We start from the raw sequence: 19390 nt of genomic DNA, 5'->3' as shown, positions 1-19390 counted from the left end.
AATATTGTTCCGACATACGTCAGCCCTACCGGAGCAGAGGTGCCCTCGTGACCGCCGACACCGCCTGGATCGACGAGGTCTTCGCCGATCTCGAGCGCACGGGCCCCTCCCGCTGTACTTCCGGGTCTCCACACGGCTCGAGTCCGCGATCCGCGACGGCCGCCTCGCCCCCGGCGACAAGCTGATCAGCGAGATCGCGATCGCCCAGCGTCTGGGCGTGTCACGTCCGACGATCCGCCGCGCCATCCAGGAACTCGTCGACAAGGGCCTGCTCGTGCGGCGCCGCGGAGTCGGCACCCAGGTCGTTCACGGCCAGGTCACCCGCGAGGTCGAGCTCACGAGCCTCTACGAAGACCTTCTGAGCACCCGCCACGAACCGGGAACCCGGGTTCTCGAGCTCGATGTGCGACCGACCCCCGACGACGTCGCCGCAGCGCTGGGCGTGCCACCCGGCACCGAGGTCGTGTTCATGCGTCGCGAGCGTCTGGCCGACGGCACCACCGTCGCGATCCTCGAGAACCACCTGCCCGCGGCCTACAGCGACATCACCGCCGACGATCTGGAGCAGCACGGCCTGTACCAGCTGCTGCGCACGCGCGGCGTCACGGTCCGTGTCGCGCGGCAGAGGATCGGCGCCCGCCGCGCACACGGCGACGAGGCCGAGCGCCTCGGCATCGACGAATCCGGACCCGTGCTGACCATGGAGCGCACGGCCTTCGATGCCGCGGGCCGCGCCGTCGAGCACGGTCGGCACTGCTACCGCCCCGACCGCTACAGCTTCGAGACGACGCTCGTCGCGAAGTGATCGCCGCGGCATCGACGCAGCAAGAGATGGAGACAGGAACATGAGCACCCGCACCGACCGCGCCCGCGCCGCAGGGTCATCGCCGTGCTTCGTGCGCCCTCCCCGAGGCGGCGCTGACGGCATCCGAGGCCATCATCCGCGGGGCGTCACCGGCATCGAGGTCACCTTCTCGACCCCGACGCACCCGCGGTCATCCGCGAGCTCGTCGCCCGCCACGGCGACAGCGCCTACGTCGGCGCCGGCACGGTCACGACGGCGGCACAGGCCGAGCAGGCGGCGGATGCCGGAGCCGAGTTCCTCGTGAGCCCCGGCACACTGCCGTCGCTCGCCGAGGCGATGCGCGCGACGGGCCGGGTGACGATGACGGGCGCGCTCACGCCGTCGGAGGTCATGCTCGCCCTCGAGCTGGGCGTCGACGTGGTCAAGATCTTCCCCGCCTCGCTCGGCGGCCCCGGGTTCCTCGGTGCCCTGCGCGGCCCCTTCCCGGACGCACCCCTCATGCCCACGGGCGGCGTGACCCCCGACAACGTCGCCGACTGGTTCGCCGCGGGCGCGCTGGCCGTCGGCGCCGGCGGCGATCTCGCCTCGAGCGCCCTGCTGGCGGCATCCGACTGGGACGCCATCGAGCAGCGCGCCGTCCGCTTCGCCGAGGCGCTGCGCGCCGCGCGAACCGCCTGAACGCGTCGCCGATTCCTGAGTTCTACGCCGTTCTGAGCCGGGATCACACCTCTTGCATCATCCTTGCATCATCTGTGATGCTATCCTTGTCGCATGCGTACGACGGTCGACCTCCCCCCGCCGCTCATCAGCGGGTGCGCGAACTCGCCGCCTCGCGCGGCCAGTCGATGTCTCAGGTCTTGGCCGACCTCACGATGCACGGGCTGGCTCGACTCGAGGTCGAAGTCGAGTTCTCACGAGACCCGCGTTCGGGCATGCCGGTCATCAGCATCGGGCGCGCAGTAACGGATGCCGACATCGCCGCCGCGCTGGAAGAAGAATGACCCCGTACCTCCTCGACGCCAATGCGCTCATCGCGCTCACGATCTCCGAGCATGAGCACTTCGACAGGGTGACTTCGTGGTTCCACGATGTGGAGCGCTCCGCGGTGTCACCCATCGTCGAGGGCGCCCTCATGCGCTACCTGGTGCGCATCGGAGTCACGGCGTCGAGCGTCAACGCTCTCCTGAGCGCGATGCACGACAACCCGCGCCTTGAGTTCTGGGCGGACGACCTCTCGCTCGCGGACATCGATGTCGGCCACATCGTCGGGCACCGTCAGGTGACGGACGCCTATCTCGCAGGGCTCGCCGTGCACCACGGAGGCCGTCTTGCGACGCTCGACGAAGGGCTGCACAAGGCGCTGCCGCATGCCACGCTCCTGATCCCGAGGGGTAGACGCAGCGACCGGCCCGGAACGACTCAGGCCGGGCGGCCCTTCGGCGAGACCTTGTACGTCTCCTCGGGATCGGTCACCGCGACAGGTGCCAGCGCCTCGTCGACAGCCGTCTTGACCGCCGCGTCCAGCACGACCCCGGAGGCCCCTACCGAATCCTCGAGCTGCTCGGGGCGCGAGGCACCGACGAGCGCGGCCGACACGTTCGGGTTCTGCAGCACCCACGCGATCGCGAGCTGCGGAAGCGTGAGGCCGGCCTCCTCGGCGATCGGTCGGAGCTTCTGCACCGCCGTGAGCACCTCGTCGTTCAGGAAGCCCTTGATGAAGTGGGCGCCGCTCTTGTCGTCGGTGGCCCGCGACCCCTCCGGCAGCGCCTTACCCGGCAGGTACTTGCCCGACAGCACGCCCTGCGCCATCGGCGACCAGACGATCTGCGAGATCCCCAGCTCTTCGGAGGTCGGGACGACCTTCCCCTCGATCACCCGCCACAGCGCGGAGTACTGCGGCTGGTTCGACACGAGCTGGAAGCCCAGCTGCTTCGCGAGCGCATGCCCTTCGCGCAGCTGCTCGGCCGTCCACTCGCTCACGCCGATGTAGAGCGCCTTGCCCTGCCGGACGATGTCGGCGAAGGCCTGCATGGTCTCTTCGAGCGGGGTCTCGTAGTCATAGCGGTGCGCCTGGTACAGGTCGACGTAGTCGACGCCGAGGCGCCTGAGCGAACCGTGGATGCCGTCGAAGATGTGCTTGCGCGACAGCCCCTGGTCGTTCGGCCCTTCCTGCCGATGGGCCAGTAGACCTTGGTGAAGATCTCCAGCTGCTCACGCGGGATGCCGGCGAGTGCCTTGCCGAGCACGACCTCCGCGGCGGTGTTCGCATAGGTGTCGGCCGTGTCGAAGCTGGTGATCCCGAGGTCGAGCGCCTTGTGCACCGTGGCGATGGCCGCCGCGTCGTCGACCTGTGAGGCGTGCGTCACCCAGTTGCCGTAGGTGATCTCCGTGACCTTGAATCCGCTGTTGCCGAGGTAGCGATAGTTGACCATGGAACCACGCTATCGGCCGTGCGAGGGGGCGGGGCGCATCAGTCCAAGAAGATATCGGGGAAGAGCTCCTCGTCGGGGTGCCGGGCACGGCGGCGTAGCCGGAGAAGTCGGTGATGCCGGCATCCGACAGCACGTCCTCGACGATGAGCGTCTGACCCGAGTACTGGCGGGCGGGCCGGGTGATGACCTCGTAGGCGGCATCCGCGTAGATCTCGGGCGTACGGCTGACCTTCATCATGCGGTCGCCGCCGAGCGCGAACTGCACGGCGGCGGTCGCGATCGTGGTGCGAGGCCAGAGGGCGTTGGCGGCGATGCCGTCTGCGGCGAACTCGGCGGCGAGCCCGAGCGTCGTCATCGTCATGCCGTACTTCGCGAGCGTGTATCCGGTGTGCGCGCCCAGCCACTTCGGGCTGAGGTTCAGCGGGGGCGAGAGCGAGAGGATGTGCGGGTTCTCCGCGCCCTTCAGGATCGGCACCGCCGCGCGCGAGAGCATGAAGGTGCCGCGCACGTTGACGTCCTGCATGAGGTCGTACTTCTTCGCGGCCAGGTCGAGCGAGCCCGACAGGTCGATGACGCTGGCGTTGTTGATGACGATGTCGATGCCGCCGAACTCGCCCTGCGTCTTCAGGACCGCCTCGGTCACCTCGTCGTCGTTGCGGACATCGCCGACGATCGGCAGCGCCTGCCCGCCCGCGGCGCGGATCGCCTCGGCTGCGGTGTGCACCGTGCCCTCGAGCTTCGGATGCGGGGTGTCGGTCTTGGCCATGAGCGCGATGTTCGCGCCGTCGGATGCCGCGCGCAGCGCGATCGCGAGGCCGATGCCGCGGCTGCCGCCCGACATCAGGATGGTCTTGCCGGCGAGTTTCTTCTCGGTCATCGTCGCTCCTTCGAATGGGGTGGGGGTCACTTCGGGGCCATGCGGATGGCGCCGTCGATGCGGATGGTCTCGCCGTTGAGGTAGCCGTTCTCGGCGATGTGCTTCACGAGCTGCGCGTACTCCTCGGGGCGACCGAGCCGGGAGGGGTACGGCACCTGCTGGCCGAGGGACTCCTGCGCGGCCTCGGGCAGGCCCTTGAGCATCGGCGTCTCCATGATGCCGGGGGCGATCGTGCAGACCCGGATGCCGTAGCGCGCCAGTTCGCGCGCGATCGGCAGCGTCATCGCGTGCACGCCGCCCTTGCTCGCCGAGTACGCGGGCTGGCCGATCTGGCCGTCGAAGGCGGCGACGCTCGCGGTGTTGACGACGACGCCGCGGTCGCCGGTCGCATCAGGGGTGTTCTTCGCGATCACCGACGCCGCCTGCGCGGTGACGTTGTAGGTGCCCACGAGGTTGATGCGGATGATCCGCTCGAAGTCCTCGAGCGAACCGGGGTTGCCCTCGCGGTCGAGGACCTTCGCGGGCGGGGCGATGCCCGCACAGTTGACGACGATGCGCAGCGGCGCGGCGGCCTGCGCCGCGGCGACGGCGGATGCGGCATCCGATGCGCTGGTCACATCGCCCGGGGCGAAGAGGCCGCCGAGCTCTTCGGCGCGTTCGGCGCCCGGCGAGCCCGGCAGATCGAGGAGGGTGACGTGGGCTCCAGCCTCCGCGAGCAGCTGCGCGGCGGCGAGGCCGAGGCCGGAGGCGCCGCCGGTGATGAGGGCGCCGGATCCGGAAATCTGCATTCGGTTCTCCTTCGAACGAGGTGCAACTCAGTTCCAGCTTAGATGGTCTCCAGTCTCAGCGTGGAAACGACCCCGCGCGCGGTGTTGGCTGGGGGCATGGAACTGCGTGTGAAGCGAGCCTACGACACGGCCGATCCCTCCGACGGGTTCCGCGTGCTGGTCGACCGGCTCTGGCCGCGCGGCGTCTCCACCGAGCGCGCGGCCATAGATCTGTGGGCGAAGGACACCACCCCCAGCCCTGAGCTGCGCCGCGAGTGGCACGCCGCGCCCGATGACGAGTGGGGCGCCTACGCCGACCGCTACCGGGCCGAGCTCGCGCACGAGACCGCCCCCGCGCTGGCGAGGCTCGCGGAGGAGCTGCGGCGGCATCCGATCGTCACGCTCGTCTATGCGGCGCATGATGAGCGGCACAACCACGCTGTCGTCCTGGAGGAGGCACTGCGGGGCCTGTTGCCCGGCTGACGACGCACCCGGGCAGAGGCGGGAGGATGAGGGATGACGATTCCCTCCGAACCGGTCACCGTCCCCGATCGCGTACTCGAACTGGCAGGCGACGCCGGGCTGCGCTGCGTCTGGGAGAACCAGCTGGGCGGCCTGACCTTCCACGCGACACCCGCGAGCGGCGAGCGCTTCTACATCAAATGGGGCCGCGCGACGCCGAAGCGTCCTTCCGGCAGGAGGCGGAGCGGATGCGGTGGGCCGCATCCTGGATTCGCGTGCCGCGCGTGCTCGACCAGGGCGAGGACGAGACGCACGAGTGGCTCGTCACCACGGCGATCGAGGGCGAGAGCGCTGTCGCGGCACGATGGACCGCCGAGCCCGCCACAGCGGTGAAGGCGGTCGGTGAAGGGCTGCGGGCTCTGCACGATGCGCTTCCGGTGCAGGAGTGCCCCTGGGAGTGGACCGTGCCCGCACGCATCGCGCACGCCCGGCGTCGCGGGATCGTCGTGCCGGAGGCGCTGAACGACGCGCCCTCCATCGACCGGCTCGTCGTCTGCCACGGCGACGCCTGCTGCCCCAACACCCTGCTCGACGACACCGGGCGCTGGGCCGGGCACGTCGACCTCGCCGCCCTCGGCGTCGGCGACCGGTGGGCCGACATCGCCGTCGCCGCGATGAGCACCGAATGGAACTACGGCCCCGGATGGGAGGACGCGCTCGTCGAGGCCTACGGCATCGAACCCGACCGCGAGCGGATCGCCTTCTACCGGGAGCTGTGGAACGCGACCTGAGTCACGGCAGGATGCGGACGGATCAGTCCAGACCCAGGATGAAGTTCCACGTGCCGGCCCAGACGGCCGCGCTCACGGCCGTCACCGCGATGGCAGCCGCCACGGCGATGAGCGCCCAGTCCCGCGCGGCGAACACCGACTCGCGGGCCCAGGTGCGCGTGCCGCGCGCACCGAAGCCGCGCGCCTCCATCGCGGTGGCCAGCTTCGAACCTCTCCGGATCGACAGCACGAGAAGCGCGAAGGCCTGACCGGCGAATCTGCGCAGCCGCCCCGCATCGGCCACCCCGCGTGCGCGACGGGCCGACTCCAGCGAGCGCCAGTCCTCCATGAACAGGCCGACCAGCCGCATCCCCGCGAGGCCACCGAGGACGAAGCGGGCCGGCAGGCGAAGGATCTGGGCGAGCCCGTCGGCGAGATCGGTGGGGTCGGTCGTCATGAACAGCACCACGCTGGGGATCACGATGGCGAGCACGCGGAGAACTACGGCGACGGCGAGCTCGATCGACCCGTCGCTGATCGCGATCAGCCAGAACGACCAGTAGACCTCCCCCGATGGGCGCCCGTACAGCAACGTCGTGACACCGGCGAGAGCGGCGACGATCCCGAACGGCCACAGTCGCACCCACAATCCGCGGGCACCCAGCCCGGTCAGCGGCAGCAGGCAGGCGGTGAGGAGGAGGGCCACTGCCGCCGAGACCCAGTCGATGGACATCATCAGCGTGACGCTGACGATGAGCGCCGCGGCGAGCTTGGCGACGGCGTTGGTGCGCACGAGCAGACCGGTCTGCAGGTCGACGGTGAGCATGCTCATGCGGCCCCCACGATCGGGCGGAGCCCGTGGCCGAGCCGGAACTCGGCGTCGGCGAGCACCCTGACGAAGTCCGCATCGTGTGTGACGGCGACGACGGCGGTGCCCTCGTCGAGCAGCTCGGCAAGGAGGGCGACCAGCTCGCGCCAGGTGCGTGCGTCCTGCCCGAAGGTCGGCTCGTCGAGCACGATGATGCGGGGAGCCGTGGCCAGCACCGTCGCCACGGAGAGCCGGCGCTTCTCGCCGCCCGAGAGCGTGTAGGGGTTCGCCTTCGCCAGCCGCCGCAGTCTCAGCCGGTCCAGCAGCGCATCGGTGCGCTCGGCGATCTCGGTCTCCGAGAGCCCCAGGGCGCGCGGCCCGACCTCCAGCTCGCCGCGCACGGTCGATGCGAGCAGCTGATGCTCGGGATCCTGGAACACCGTGCCGATCCGGGTGAGCAGTTCGCGCGACCGCCATCGTATCGGCGCCGGGCCGGCTCCGTCGGCCAGCCCCTCGGAGGCGAGCACCTGCCCGCCGACCGCAGGAAGGAGGCCGGCGAGCGTGAGCGCGAGCGTCGACTTGCCGGCGCCGTTGGGCCCCGTGACCGCCAACGCCCGCCCCGCATGCACCTCGAGCTCGACCCCGCCGGCGACGACACGGGCGTTCCGGGAGCCGAAGGGAGTGCGACCGACCGCGAGTCCTTCCGCACGCAGCAGCGCCGGCCCGACCTCTGTGCGACGGCGCGACGGCGGGTCCGGTTCCACGCCGGGCACCCAGATGCCGGCATCCGTCAGCGCCTCCGCGTGACTGTCGAAGATCGCCTCCGGCGCTCCGTCGGCGATGACCCCGCCCCCTCCGTCCCCGGGCCGAGCACGACGACCCGGTCGACCAGATCTGCCCAGACGGCGACGCGGTGCTCGATCACGACGAGCGTGGCACCGGTGTCGGCGGCCACGCGAGCCACGGCGTCCCGTACCTCCGCGACGCCGTCGGGGTCGAGGTTCGCCGTCGGCTCGTCGAGGAGGATGAGTCCCGGCCGCATCGCGACCACGCCTGCCAGCGCCAGGCGCTGCTTCTGCCCGCCCGACAGCGCCGAGGTGGGATGCGACCGCGGCAGGTCGAGCCCGACCGCCTCGATCGCGGCGTCGACGCGCCGCCAGATCTCATCGCGGGCGACGCCGAGGTTCTCGCATCCGAATGCGATGTCGTCACCGACCCGAGCCAGCATGACCTGGGCGTCGGGGTCCTGCAGCACCAGGCCCACGCGTCCGCGGGCATCGACGGGTCGCCTGCCGTCGATCAGCAGCCGTCCCTCCTCCTCGCCGTCCTGGGCGTCGCCCAGCACCCCGGCAAGACCATGCAGCACGGTGCTCTTACCCGCCCCGCTCGCCCCGAGCAGGAGGACCCGCTCGCCGGGCTCGATCCGAAGGTCCAGCCCGGCGACAGCGGGCCGACGACGAGATCCGTAACGCCAGCCCCACCCGCGCGCCTCGACGAGTGCGCCTCCGGGATATCGCGCGTCAGTCACGTCGCCCTCACGGCGAAGTCGGATCGTCCTCGTCATCGGCGACGACTCGCGCCTCTCGCCCGGCGGCGAACCGGTCCAGCGCACCTGTCGCGGCCAGTGCGCGAACGATCACCCAGGACAGCAGGCCCGCGATCAGGAGGCCCGAGACGACCGCGCTGCCGAAGTAGATCGCCCGCACCTCGAAGATCTGCGCGGCGAGGCTCGTGAAGGTGGTGTCGAGGAAGCCGACGGCGACACCGGCCAGGGCGCCCGCGGTGAGCGCTCCGGCCAGACGCCAGTTGCCGTAGAGGAACAGCGCGAAGCCGATCTCAGCGCCGAGCCCCTGAATGAAGCCCCAGATCAGAACAGAGAATCCCCATTGCGTGCCGATCAGCATGGAGACCACGGCGGCGACGACCTCGGTGTAGACGGCAGCGCCGGGCTTTCGCACGATGAGCCCGCCGAGCACGCCGGCGAAGAGCCATCCGCCGCTCAGGAGACCCTCGAGTCCGGGGGTGAAGGCGAGCAGAGGGCTCAGGCCCGGCCAGGCGAAGTTGCCCCAGGCCCAGAAGATGGCGCCGGCGGCGACACCGACGACGCTGGCGACGACGATGTCGACGACGCGCCAGCGCCAGAGCTCCCGGTTCCGAAGGCCCGGACGAGCGGATGCGGACACAGACGTGTTCATTGAATCTCCTCCCTGCGCTGGCATGACCCAGATCAGGTTCGACGGTCGAAGCGCGGTTCGCTTCCTCTCAGCCCGGCTATCCGGACTCCCGTGGTTGTCAGGTCCAGCATAGCGCGACAGGTAATCTTGATCGGGTGACCTCCCCCGATTCACGTCCGCAGACCGGCGCGCTGACGCGTCGGCAGTTGCGTGAACGCCAGGCGGCAGCCACTGAGCCGTCGCCCCCTTCGGCGATCTCCCCGGCGGTCGGGGAGGCTCCGACACCGCCCGTCTCGCCGGCCTCCGCCACCACCGAGACCGTTCCCTTCCACGCCCCGGATGCGGGGTCGGATGCCACGACACAGCTCTTCGCCCCGGAGCCCGATGCGACGGTCGCCCTCCCGGACACGAACTCCGCTGCCGTCCGATGGGCCGACAGCGACGCCGCTCCCACCGCTCTCGCCTGGCTGACCGCTGACCGACTCACACCGGCATCCGTCGGCGCCTTCGAGACCACCGACGCCCCCTCGCTGCTGGCCGACGCCCCGCGTCGGTCGGCTCTGCGGCCCTCCTTGGTGGTCCCGGCGGCCGCCCTCGCCGCTCTTCTCGGCGCCTACGCGACGACGATGATCGTGTGGCCGTTGCACGAGGTCGCCCCGCGCATCGCCGCCGTCGAGGTCGTCCCGGCGACGAGCCCCGCCGCCGACATCTCGTGGTCGTCCCGCGGCAGCGGCTCGATCGGCATCGAGGGTGTGGGCGCGGTCGCATCCACCTCGGACACGGCCCCGATCGCCAGCATCGCCAAGGTCGTCTCGAGCCTGATGGTGCTGGACCGTCAGCCCTTGAGCGTCGGCGAGTCCGGGCCCTCCTACAGCTTCACGTGGGCCGACTCGAACAACTACTGGCAGTATCTGAGCCGAAACGAGTCCGCGCTGAACGTGCCGGTGGGCGGCACGCTCACCCAGTACGAGCTGCTGCAGGGGACGCTCCTCGGCTCGGCGAACAACTACATCGAGCGTCTCACCCGCGAGATCTGGGGATCGAACGACAACTTCGCCGCCGCGGCGAGGGACTGGCTCCACAACCGCGGGCTCGACGGCATCGAGCTCGTCGACTCGAGCGGCATCGATCCGCGCAACACCGCCGACCCCGCCTCGCTGGTCAAGCTGGCGGAGATCGCGATGGCCAATCCCGTGATCCGGGAGATCGTCAGCACTCCCGTGGCGACGATCCCCGGCGCCGGGGAGGTCGAGAACACCAACCCGCTCGTGGGCACCACGGGAGTGACAGGCGTCAAGACCGGCTCGATGAGCAAAGAGCGCAGCGGTCTGGAGACCGACTACTGGAACGTCCTGACGACGAAGGAGATCGTCGTCGGCGAGACGATCGTGCCCATCTCGGTCGCCGTGATCGGGCAGCCGACCATGGCAGCGCGAGAGGCCGAGACGGAGTCGCTGCTCGCGCAGGTCGAGGAGGCCCTCGCCACGCAGCCGCCCACGGTGGCGGCCGGGACCATCGCCGGCGAGGTCACGACGGCATGGGGCGAGGCGGTCGACATCGTGACCGATCAGCCCACCCGCGTCGTGCTGTGGGACGGTGCGACGGCGACGACCCGGATCGATCTCGCCCTCGGTGAGAACCGCGACGCCGGCGACCGGGTCGGCACCCTCACGACGGTCGGCCCGATCGACACGAACGCCACGTCGCTTTCTCTCGCGGCTCCGATCGAGGGCCCGAGCATCTGGTGGCGCCTGACCCACCCTCTGGAGCTGCTCGGCCTCACCGGCTGAGCCTGCCCGCTCCGCGCTCGGGACTGCACCCGCATCCCGAGCGGCAGCGTTCTTGCGCGACCTCGGGGCGCGGGTGCAGGTCGGTGTCAGGCGTCGGATGCCGGGGCCACCGGCACCGGGCCTGTCATGTCCTCCGCGGCATCCGGGACGGGAATCGCCCCGGTCTCCAGAGCAGCCTCGGCATCGATGTCGGTCGCCGCATCCTCGAACTGCGACTGGTACAGCCGCCAGTAGGCGCCCTCGGCCGCGATGAGCTCGTCGTGCGTGCCCTTCTCCACGATGTCGCCGTGCTCCATCACGAGGATGAGGTCGGCGTCGCGGATGGTGGAGAGCCGGTGCGCGATCACGAAGGAGGTGCGCCCCTGGCGGAGCGCGGCCATCGCGTGCTGCAGCAGAAGCTCGGTGCGGGTGTCGACCGCGGAGGTCGCCTCGTCGAGGATGAGGATCCGGGGGCTGGAGACGAACGCGCGCGCGATCGTGATCAGCTGCCGCTCGCCGGCCGAGACGTTCGAGGCGTCCTCATCGAGGACGGTGTCGTAGCCGTCGGGCAGGGCGTGCACGAAGCGGGCGACATAGGTCGCCGTCGCCGCCTCGATGACGTCCTCGTCGGATGCCGTGGCCTTCCCGTAGCGGATGTTCTCCATGATCGTGCCGCCGAACAGCCAGGGATCCTGCAGGACCATGCCCGTCCGCGAACGCAGCTCGTCGCGGGTGACATCCGCGATGTTCTGGCCGTCGAGCAGGATCTCCCCGGAGTCGAGCTCGTAGAAACGCATGATGAGGTTCACGAGCGTGGTCTTGCCGGCCCCGGTGGGACCGACGATCGCGACGGTCTGGCCGGGCTCGACCCGGAAGGAGAGGTCGGTGATGAGCGGGCGCTCCGGGGAGTAGGAGAACGCGACGTTCCGGAACTCGATGACCCCGGCGCCGTCCTCCAGTGCGGCGGCGTCCTCGTCGTCGGGCTCCTGCTCGTCGGCGTCGAGGAACTGGAACACGCGCTCGGCGGACGCCGTGCCCGACTGCACGACCGCCGCCATGCCGCCGAGTTCGCTCAGCGGCTGGGTGAAGTGCTGCGAGTACTGGATGAACGCCTGCACATCGCCCAGGCGCAGCTGGCCGCTGGCGACCATGAGTCCGCCGAGCACGGCGATGCCCACGAAGGTGAGGCTCCCGACGAAGGTCATGGCGGGCATGATGATGCCGGCCAGGAACTGCGCCTTGAAGCTGGCCTGGAAGAGCTCTTCGTTCTCCTCCTGGAACTTGTCGAGGGCGTCCTGCTCGCGGCCGAAGACCTTCACGAGGGCGTGGCCGGAGAAGGCCTCCTCGACGCGCGCGTTGAGACGCCCGACCTTGCGCCACTGGATGCCGAAGGCCTTCTGCGAGCGCGGTCCGATGACGCCGAAGATGACCGCCATGAGCGGCAGGGCGATGAGCGCGACCAGCGCAAGCTGCCAGGAGATCGAGAACATCATCACGAGCGTGCCGATCACCGTGAGGATCGAGGTGAGTGCACCCGAGAGCGACTGCTGCATCGTCTGGGTGATGTTGTCGATGTCGTTGGTGACGCGCGAGATCAGCTCGCCGCGCTGCACCTTGTCGAAGTACGACAGCGGCAGGCGGTTGATCTTCGCCTCGACGTCTTCGCGCAGGCGCCACATCGTGCGCACCATGATGACGTTGATGACGTAGCCCTGCAGCCAGCTGAGGAGCGCGGCGACGAGATAGATGGCCAGGACGGCCGTGATGACCCAGCGGAGGCGGTCGAAGTCGATGCCCGCGCCGACGGTGAAGTCCGCGAAGGCGGAGACCATGTTCGCGTAGTCATCCTGCCCCTGGGAGCGCAGGAGGTCGACGACCTGCTCCTGGGAGAAGCCGGCGGGTACGCCGTTGTCGCCGAGCACCTTCGAGATGAAGCCCTCGTAGATGATGTTGGTCGCCTCACCGAGCACCTTCGGGGCGGCGACCGTGAGCACCACCCCGAACGCGCCGAAGACCGTCACGAGGGCGAGCCAGGCGGCGGAGGGCTTGAGCAGCCCGATCATCCGGGCGAAGCTCTTGCCGAAGTTGTCGGCCTTGCCGGGTGCGACGCTGTCCCAGTCGCCGGAGTTCTGCCGGGCCTGCTCGGCGAGCTCGGCCTCGTACTGCTCTTCTGCGCTCAGCTGCGTGTCGGTGCTCATGCGTCCACCCCCAGCTGCGACTCGACGATCTCGCGGTAGGTCTCGTTGGAGGCGAGCAGCTCGTCGTGGGTGCCGGATCCGACCATCGTGCCTCCGTCGAGCACGATGATGCGGTCGGCATCGGTGATCGTCGAGACGCGCTGGGCGACGACGATCTTGGTCACCTCCGGGAGCTCTCGCCAGAGCGCCTGCCTGAGGCGCGCATCGGTGGTGAGATCGAGGGCCGAGAAGGAGTCGTCGAAGATGAGCACCTTCGGCTGGTGCACGATGGCCCGGGCGATCGCGAGCCGCTGGCGCTGCCCTCCCGACACGTTCGTGCCGCCCTGCGAGATGCGCGATTCAAGCTTCTCGGGCATCTCTTCCACGAAGTCGCGACCCTGCGCGATCTCGAGGGCCTTCCACAGCTCCTCGTCGGTGGCGTCTTCCTTGCCGTAGCGGAGGTTGGAGGCGACCGTGCCGGTGAACAGGAAGGGACGCTGCGGCACGAGTCCGATCGAATCCCACAGCGCCTCGACGTCGGCCTCGCGCACATCGACGCCGCCCACGCGCACCGCGCCTCCGGTGACGTCGAACAGACGCGGGATCAGGGAGATGAGCGTGGACTTGCCCGCACCGGTCGAGCCGACGATCGCGACGGTCTCGCCGGGCGCGACGTCGAATCGGATGCCGGTGAGCACCGGCGCCTCCGCGCCCGGATAGGTGAACTCGGCTCCGTCGAAACTCACGGCGCCCGGAGTCGGGAACACGGTCACGCCGTTCTCGGGGCGGACCATCGTCGCCTCGGCATCGAGCACCTCGCCGACGCGCTCGGCGGACACCGCCGCGCGCGGGATCATCATCGCCATGAAGCTCACCATGATCACGCCCATCATGATCTGGCCGATGTACTGCATGAAGGCGATGAGCGTGCCGATCTCGACATTGCCCTGCTGAACCTGGATGCCCCCGAACCAGATGACGCCGACGACGGTGACGTTGAGGATGAGCATGAACAGCGGGAACAGCAGCACGAAGAGCGAGCCGACCTTGCGGCCGACGACCATGATGTCGGTGTTCGCCCGCCGGAAGCGCTCGGCCTCGATCGCCTCTCGCACGAAGGCGCGGACGACGCGCACACCGGTGAGCTGCTCGCGCATGACGCGGTTGATCGTGTCGAGCTTGCCCTGGTAGCTGCGGAACAGCGGCACCATGCGGCTGATGATGAGTCCGGCCACCACCAGCAGCACCGGCACCGAGACGCCGATGATCCAGCTGAGCCCGACATCCTGCCGCACGGCCATGATGATGCCGCCGATGGCCAGCAGCGGCGCCATGACGAACATCGTCGCGCCCATCATGGCCAGCATCTGCACCTGCTGGACGTCGTTGGTGTTGCGGGTGATGAGCGAGCCCGCGCCGAACTGCGAGACCTCGCGCTCGGAGAAGCTGCTCACCCGCGCGAAGACATCGGCGCGGATGTCTCGCCCGGTGCCCATCGCGGCGCGGGCGGCGAGGTAGGTGGCGATGACGGCCGCGACGATCTGGCCGAGCGAGATGGCCAGCATGAGGAAGCCGGTGCGCCAGATGTAGCCGGTGTCGGCCTGGGCGATGCCGTTGTTGATGATGTCGGCGTTCAGGCTCGGCAGATAGAGGGCGGCCAAGGCCGAGGCGAACTGGAAGACCAGAACGCCGACGAGCAGCCACCGGTAGCGGGAGAGGTAGCGGACGAGGAGTTTTCCGAGCACGTGGAGTCCTTGTGAGTCGAGGGCCGAGAACGGCCACAAGGTACTCTGCCACGCCGTGCCGACATTTGGGGAGCGGTCCGCTCAGGGCGAAAACGAACCCGCGACGACGCTCAGGCGAACAGGGACGTCTCCGGCACGTAGGCGCGGGCGGCGGCCGCGGCATCCGTCTCCAGGTCCGCGATCGTCGCCGGCCGCCAGTGCGGGGTGCGGTCCTTGTCGACGAGCTGCGCGCGGATGCCCTCCACGAGGTCGGGGTGCTCGTGCGCGAACCACAGCACGCGCCGGTACTCGGCGGTCAGCGCCGCGCGCAGATCGCCTCCGCGCGCCTCGCGCACCGCGTCGAGGGTGACGGCGAGCGCGGTCGGCGACAGCTCCTCGAGCGTGGCGAGGGTCGCCGCGGCCTCGGGCTCGGGGCGTGCGCGCAGGCGCAGGACGATCTCGGCGACGGAGTCGGCGTCGAAGACCTCGTCGACCCAGGGTCGGATGCCGGCGAGCGGTGCCGGATCGGGCGTCTCGTCGAACAGCAGCACGATCTCGGCCGGCCCGGTGGGGTCGGCACGGGTCGCCAGCGCCTCACGGAGGTCGTCGAGCCGGTCACTGGGCACGAAGTGGTCGGCGAAGCCGGCATGGATCGCGTCGGCGCCGTTCATCGTGCCGCCGGTGAGTCCGAGGTATTCGCCGAGGCGACCGGGAGCCCGGCCGAGCAGGTAGGTACCGCCGACATCCGGGGTGAAGCCGATCCGCGTCTCGGGCATCGCGAGCTTCGATCGCTCCGTGACGACGCGGATCGCGGCGTGAGCGGCCAGGCCGATGCCGCCGCCCATCGTGATGCCGTCCGCGATCGCGACGACCGGCTTCGGGTACTCCGCGATCATCGCGTTGAGGGCGTACTCCTCGCGGAAGAACTCGGCGGTCTGACCCGGGTTGCCCTCCACGATCTGCGTGTAGAGGGCGCGCACGTCACCGCCCGCGCACAGTCCGCGGTCGCCGGCGCCGTCGATGAGCACGATCTGCACGTCGCTGTCCTCGCGCCAGCGCTTCAGCGCGGCGGTCAGCTCGCGGATCATCCCGAGGTCGAGGGCGTTGAGGGCCTCGGGTCGGCTGAGCGTCAGGCGGCCGAGGGCGCCTTCGGTGCGGACGAGGACACGGGACTCGGAGGCGGATGCGGCGGCGGTCACGGTGGCCACTCTACTCGGGCGGGATCGGCGCCGCGCGGGCGCGGCCAGGGGCGTGCAGGTGTCCGTCGCTGGATCGCTCTCCGCGGAATCCGGCCGATAATCCGGCATTCTCCGCGCACTTCCGACAAGATAGAGGGAAGGTTTGCCCATCACGGAGAGGTCGCTGATGCCCGACGGACAGGTGCTCGAGTTCTCGCACGTGACGAAGCGGTTCGGTTCGGTGTCCGCCGTGTCGGACTTCTCGGCCCGCATAGAACCCGGTGTCGTCACCGGATTCCTCGGCCCCAACGGCGCGGGGAAGACGACATCGCTGCGCATGCTGCTGGGGCTGATCCGCCCCACCTCCGGCACCGCGACGATCGGCGGTCGGCGCTACTCGGAGCTCGCTCATCCGATGCGCGAGGTCGGCGCCGCTCTCGAGGCGTCCAGCTTCCACCCCGGCCGCTCCGGGGCGAACCATCTGAAGGTGTACGCACAGGCAGCCGGCGTTCCGGTCTCGCGCGTGGACGAGGTGCTGGCGCTCGTCGGGCTGTCGGATGCCGCGGGTCGCAAGGTCGGCGGATACTCCCTCGGCATGCGCCAGCGACTGGGGCTGGCCACCGCCCTGCTCGGCGACCCCGGTGTGCTCGTGCTCGACGAGCCGGCCAACGGGCTCGATCCCGAGGGCATCCGCTGGATGCGCGGGTTCCTCCGCCAGCTCGCCGCCGAGGGTCGCACCGTGCTCGTCTCCTCGCACGTCCTCGGCGAGGTGCAGCAGACTGCCCAGTCGCTCGTGATCATCGCCCAGGGCCAGCGCGTCTTCCAGGGCGCGCTCTGGGAGCTCTCCGCCGACGACGAGCAGGCCGTCGTCGTCGACTCCCCCGACCGGGCCGCCCTCGTGGAGGCTCTGCGGGAGAGCGGCCTCTCCTACGAGGTGCTCCGTGCCGGCCTGACGATCCGCGGCGCCGACACGACGGAGGTCGGCACGATCGTGGCCGGAGCGGGCGTCGCCCTCTCCACCCTCCACAAGCGCGGCCCGGCGCTCGAAGAGGTCTTCCTCGAGCTCGTCAACGGCCTGCGCGTGCACCCGAGCGCCCAGGGCATCGCCGGTTCGCTCGAGGCGGGCGAGGATCCGGATGCTGCGGCGGCCATCGACGCCGAGGACGCCCCCGAAGACGAGGCGACCGGTGTCGAGGAGACGGCGGCTGCCGCCGTCGCCGCGGAGGCCGCGGCCACCGGGGGAGCCTTCGCCGCCGGTGAGGCGCTCGTTGCGGCGGAGACCGCGGCCGCAGAAGAGATCGCCGTCGACGAGGACGAGACCGACGCCGACGCGACGGCGGCGCCCGCGGTGACCGAGACGGTGATCGCCGACGCGGAGGGCGGGCCGGCCGCCGCCGCACCGCTCGACGATGCCGCGCAGGTCGACGCGACGCCGGTGAGTGCCGCCGCGGCCGCCCGCGGCATCGACGAGACCGGCGAGCTGCCGCCGATCGACCCGGAGGTTCCCCTGCCGGTCGAGCCGACCGGGCACTTCACCCTCGAGGTCGACCCCGCGCAGTCCGCCGACTCCGGCGATCAGGTCGCCGATATCACCGAGCAGGCCTCCGATCCGGTCGAGCCCCACGACGACGCGGAGGAGTCAGGCGAGGTCGCCGCATCCGAGCCCGACGCTGCGTCCGGCGAATACTCTCCGAGCGCCGAGGAGGAACCGGCGCACACCGAGGAGCCGGAGGCCCCGGAGCCCTGGGGCGCCGAAGACCACCCGAGCCCACCGACGAGCACGTCGACGGCGGAGCAGAGTCCGACGTCGACGGAGAGGCTCACGCCGATGCAGAGGCGGCGGCATCCGATGTCGTCGACGACACCCCCTTCGTCGTCGGGTCCGACGGCTCGGTCGAGCAGGCGCACGAGGAGCCCTCCGCGGACGACGAACAGGGCGAGAGCCCGTACGACGGCGAGGAGCCCGAGCACCCGGCCGATGAACCGGAGCACGTCGAGCACGGGGAGACGCCCGCCGACGAAGCGCACACCGACGAGGAAGGAGAGCAGCGATGAGCCTCGTCCACGCGACCCGCTCGGAGGCGACCAAGCAGTTCTCCACCGCGATGTGGTGGATCCTCGGGATCGTGCTCGTCCTGTACATCGCCATGACCGCCGGCGGTCTGGCCTTCGTCATGGCAGCCTCGGCCGACGGGCTCATCCCCAGCGAAGCCGCGATGCCGATTCCCGACGACGTCTCGAGCCTGCTGTACAGCTTCGCCTCGTCGCTGGGCTTCGTCTTCGCCCTGCTCATCGGCACGCTCATGGTGACCACGGAGTATCGCCACCAGACGCTGACGCCGACGTTCCTGGCCACCCCGGTCGTGGGCGCGCCCTGCTGGCGAAGCTGCTCGTGGGCGTCCTGCTGGGCGCGTTGTACGGAGCGCTCGCGCTGCTCGCGGCGGTGCTTCCGTCCGCGGGCGTGCTCGCCGGTTTCGGGCAGGAGACGGGCCTGACCGACTCCGGCACCTGGGCGCTGTTCGGACGCATCCTCCTCGCCCTCGTGCTGTGGACGCTCATGGGCATCGGCGTCGGCGTGCTCGTACGCAACCAGGTCGCCGCGGTCGTCGGCGTCATCGCCTTCACGCAGTTCGTCGAGCCGATCGTCCGGCTGGCGGCATCCTTCGTCCAGGGCGCCGACAAGGTGGCCGCCTACCTCCCCGGCGCCGCCAGTGACGCACTGGTCGGCTCGAGCTTCTACAACCTCGCACTGAGTCCCGGCACCTTCACGCTGGACTGGTGGGTCGGCGGCGTGGTGCTCGCCGTCTACACGGTCGTGTTCCTGCTGCTGGGCTACCTGTTCAGCTGGCGCCGCGACGTCTCCTGACCCCGGCTCCGCCGCCGAATTCGGAGGCTACGCGGGGCGCGGGCGAATGACCGGACGCTGACGCGGGCGATCCGGCGACGCGGCGCTGCCGGCGATGTCGGAGACGTCGGCGAGCTCGGTCGACACCGGCAGCCGCAGCGCCTGGGTGAGCGCCAGCCCGTGCCGGGTCGTGAAGATGAGTCGCTGGAAATCAGCGTCTCCGTCGAGGTCGATGACCACCGAGGGCTTGCGCCGACGGATCAACACGAAGTCGAGGCCGCTGGCCGACTTCCAGCTGCCCGCGGCGAGCACACCGGGAAGGTGCGTGCCCGGGCTCGGAACGCCGCGCAGCCACGTCCAGGCGTCGTCGGTGAGCTGGACCTTGGCGATGGTGTCGCGCGCGACGCGGATGTTCTCGCGGTGGAACGCCGCCGCGCGCTCGATGGGCGAGAGCACCACTTCGAGCTGCGTCTGATCCAGCAGCAAGGTCACCATGCCTCCAGTCTGCCAGCGCAGGGCGACGCGACGTGGGTGACTTGCTCACAGGACCCTAACGATCCTTCGTCGACCTCCGACAACTCGCCGCGTCGTCGATCGCGCGA

Annotated in this window: 16 protein-coding genes, 4 pseudogenes and 1 riboswitch; of the genes and pseudogenes, 10 read left to right on the top strand and 10 right to left on the bottom strand. The window is 70.2% G+C overall.

All coding sequences use genetic code 11. The annotated features are described in order from the left end of the window. Positions 1-47: 47 nt before the first annotated feature. The 6 genes and pseudogenes from KAE78_RS18660 to KAE78_RS19595 form a co-directional block, all read left to right on the top strand. Complete coding sequence (locus KAE78_RS18660; protein WP_317451931.1) at positions 48-185, top strand: hypothetical protein; 138 nt, start codon at positions 48-50, stop codon at positions 183-185. Further along, entirely contained in the window at positions 149-805 is a 657-nt protein-coding gene (locus KAE78_RS08270) for a GntR family transcriptional regulator (RefSeq protein WP_317451922.1), read from the top strand. Before KAE78_RS18660 ends, KAE78_RS08270 begins: the two co-directional genes overlap by 37 nt. Before the next feature lie 40 nt (positions 806-845). Next, positions 846-1109: a hypothetical protein gene (locus KAE78_RS08265; RefSeq protein WP_223170510.1), complete on the top strand. Its 264-nt coding sequence runs from the start codon at positions 846-848 to the stop codon at positions 1107-1109. Next, on the top strand, positions 998-1483 hold the full coding sequence (locus KAE78_RS08260; protein ID WP_223172446.1) for a bifunctional 4-hydroxy-2-oxoglutarate aldolase/2-dehydro-3-deoxy-phosphogluconate aldolase: 486 nt from the start codon (positions 998-1000) through the stop codon (positions 1481-1483). The genes KAE78_RS08265 and KAE78_RS08260 overlap by 112 nt, the downstream gene beginning before the upstream one ends. Positions 1484-1617: 134 nt before the next feature. Further along, positions 1618-1806: a hypothetical protein gene (locus tag KAE78_RS08255; RefSeq protein ID WP_223170509.1), complete on the top strand. Its 189-nt coding sequence runs from the start codon at positions 1618-1620 to the stop codon at positions 1804-1806. Next, positions 1803-2102: pseudogene (locus tag KAE78_RS19595) on the top strand (VapC toxin family PIN domain ribonuclease); the annotation flags it as partial. The gene KAE78_RS08255 and the pseudogene KAE78_RS19595, both read left to right, overlap by 4 nt. 122 nt (positions 2103-2224) lie before the next feature. Here the strand turns inward: KAE78_RS19595 and KAE78_RS08245 are convergent. The 3 genes and pseudogenes from KAE78_RS08245 to KAE78_RS08235 form a co-directional block, all read right to left on the bottom strand. After that, a pseudogene (locus tag KAE78_RS08245) lies at positions 2225-3237 on the bottom strand (aldo/keto reductase family protein). Positions 3238-3275: 38 nt separating this feature from the next. Next, a pseudogene (locus KAE78_RS08240) lies at positions 3276-4114 on the bottom strand (SDR family oxidoreductase). Between the two features lie 26 nt (positions 4115-4140). Then, positions 4141-4902, bottom strand: coding sequence for an SDR family NAD(P)-dependent oxidoreductase (locus KAE78_RS08235; protein WP_223170508.1), 762 nt, complete (start codon positions 4900-4902; stop codon positions 4141-4143). A gap of 96 nt (positions 4903-4998) precedes the next feature. On the opposite strand from KAE78_RS08235, the gene KAE78_RS08230 reads away from it, so the two are divergent. Next, positions 4999-5364, top strand: coding sequence for a DUF488 domain-containing protein (locus KAE78_RS08230; RefSeq protein ID WP_223170507.1), 366 nt, complete (start codon positions 4999-5001; stop codon positions 5362-5364). A 26-nt stretch (positions 5365-5390) separates the two neighbouring features. Then, on the top strand, positions 5391-6134 hold the full coding sequence (locus KAE78_RS08225; protein WP_317451733.1) for an aminoglycoside 3'-phosphotransferase: 744 nt from the start codon (positions 5391-5393) through the stop codon (positions 6132-6134). A gap of 22 nt (positions 6135-6156) precedes the next feature. Here the strand turns inward: KAE78_RS08225 and KAE78_RS08220 are convergent, their stop codons facing one another. The 3 genes and pseudogenes from KAE78_RS08220 to KAE78_RS08210 all read right to left on the bottom strand — a co-directional run bounded on the left by KAE78_RS08220 (position 6157) and on the right by KAE78_RS08210 (position 9116). Continuing rightward, positions 6157-6945: an energy-coupling factor transporter transmembrane component T family protein gene (locus KAE78_RS08220; RefSeq protein ID WP_223170506.1), complete on the bottom strand. Its 789-nt coding sequence runs from the start codon at positions 6943-6945 to the stop codon at positions 6157-6159. After that, positions 6942-8485 (bottom strand): annotated as a pseudogene (locus KAE78_RS08215) (ABC transporter ATP-binding protein). Before KAE78_RS08215 ends, KAE78_RS08220 begins: the two are co-directional and overlap by 4 nt. Next, positions 8457-9116 carry an ECF transporter S component gene (locus KAE78_RS08210; protein ID WP_223170505.1) on the bottom strand — a complete coding sequence of 220 codons (660 nt, stop codon included), beginning with the start codon at positions 9114-9116 and terminating at the stop codon, positions 8457-8459. The pseudogene KAE78_RS08215 and the gene KAE78_RS08210 overlap by 29 nt, the downstream one beginning before the upstream one ends. Beyond that, positions 9109-9218: riboswitch (TPP riboswitch) on the bottom strand. (Overlaps the previous gene by 8 nt.) A gap of 32 nt (positions 9219-9250) precedes the next feature. Between KAE78_RS08210 and KAE78_RS08205 the strand changes: the two genes are divergently transcribed. After that, on the top strand, positions 9251-10885 hold the full coding sequence (locus tag KAE78_RS08205) for a D-alanyl-D-alanine carboxypeptidase (RefSeq protein WP_223170504.1): 1635 nt from the start codon (positions 9251-9253) through the stop codon (positions 10883-10885). Positions 10886-10971: 86 nt separating this feature from the next. On the opposite strand, the gene KAE78_RS08200 is transcribed toward KAE78_RS08205, so the two are convergent. From KAE78_RS08200 to KAE78_RS08190, 3 genes are all read right to left on the bottom strand, one after another. Continuing rightward, a complete protein-coding gene (locus KAE78_RS08200) occupies positions 10972-13062 on the bottom strand; it encodes an ABC transporter ATP-binding protein (protein WP_223170503.1) in 2091 nt (696 codons plus the stop codon). Beyond that, complete coding sequence (locus tag KAE78_RS08195) at positions 13059-14786, bottom strand: ABC transporter ATP-binding protein (protein ID WP_223170502.1); 1728 nt, start codon at positions 14784-14786, stop codon at positions 13059-13061. Before KAE78_RS08195 ends, KAE78_RS08200 begins: the two co-directional genes overlap by 4 nt. A gap of 110 nt (positions 14787-14896) precedes the next feature. Then, a complete protein-coding gene (locus tag KAE78_RS08190) occupies positions 14897-15964 on the bottom strand; it encodes an enoyl-CoA hydratase/isomerase family protein (RefSeq protein WP_223172445.1) in 1068 nt (355 codons plus the stop codon). A 166-nt stretch (positions 15965-16130) separates the two neighbouring features. Here KAE78_RS08190 and KAE78_RS08185 point away from each other — a divergent pair, with 166 nt between their 5' ends. Beyond that, positions 16131-18809 (top strand): ATP-binding cassette domain-containing protein, encoded by a 2679-nt coding sequence (locus KAE78_RS08185; protein WP_223170501.1) that lies wholly within the window; start codon positions 16131-16133, stop codon positions 18807-18809. 27 nt (positions 18810-18836) lie between these two features. Here the strand turns inward: KAE78_RS08185 and KAE78_RS08180 are convergent, their stop codons facing one another. Next, positions 18837-19283, bottom strand: a complete 447-nt coding sequence (locus KAE78_RS08180; RefSeq protein WP_223170500.1) for a hypothetical protein — start codon at positions 19281-19283, stop codon at positions 18837-18839. Positions 19284-19390: the final 107 nt, after the last annotated feature.

The sequence above is a fragment of the Microbacterium sp. NIBRBAC000506063 genome (genome assembly GCF_017968845.1).
Classification (GTDB): domain Bacteria; phylum Actinomycetota; class Actinomycetes; order Actinomycetales; family Microbacteriaceae; genus Microbacterium.
Note: the sequence above shows the minus strand (reverse complement) of the source record. Positions and strands in the feature narration are given on the sequence as shown.

Excerpts from the sequence above, each read along its gene's own strand:
- KAE78_RS08265 (WP_223170510.1), top strand. The coding sequence starts at position 846 with ATGAGCACCCGCACCGACCGCGCCCGCGCCGCAGGGTCATCGCCGTGC.
- KAE78_RS08235 (WP_223170508.1), bottom strand. The coding sequence starts at position 4,902 with ATGCAGATTTCCGGATCCGGCGCCCTCATCACCGGCGGCGCCTCCGGC.
- KAE78_RS08230 (WP_223170507.1), top strand. The coding sequence starts at position 4,999 with ATGGAACTGCGTGTGAAGCGAGCCTACGACACGGCCGATCCCTCCGAC.
- KAE78_RS08225 (WP_317451733.1), top strand. The coding sequence starts at position 5,391 with ATGAGGGATGACGATTCCCTCCGAACCGGTCACCGTCCCCGATCGCGT.
- KAE78_RS08220 (WP_223170506.1), bottom strand. The coding sequence starts at position 6,945 with ATGAGCATGCTCACCGTCGACCTGCAGACCGGTCTGCTCGTGCGCACC.
- KAE78_RS08210 (WP_223170505.1), bottom strand. The coding sequence starts at position 9,116 with ATGAACACGTCTGTGTCCGCATCCGCTCGTCCGGGCCTTCGGAACCGG.
- KAE78_RS08200 (WP_223170503.1), bottom strand. The coding sequence starts at position 13,062 with ATGAGCACCGACACGCAGCTGAGCGCAGAAGAGCAGTACGAGGCCGAG.
- KAE78_RS08185 (WP_223170501.1), top strand. The coding sequence starts at position 16,131 with ATGCCCGACGGACAGGTGCTCGAGTTCTCGCACGTGACGAAGCGGTTC.
- KAE78_RS08180 (WP_223170500.1), bottom strand. The coding sequence starts at position 19,283 with ATGGTGACCTTGCTGCTGGATCAGACGCAGCTCGAAGTGGTGCTCTCG.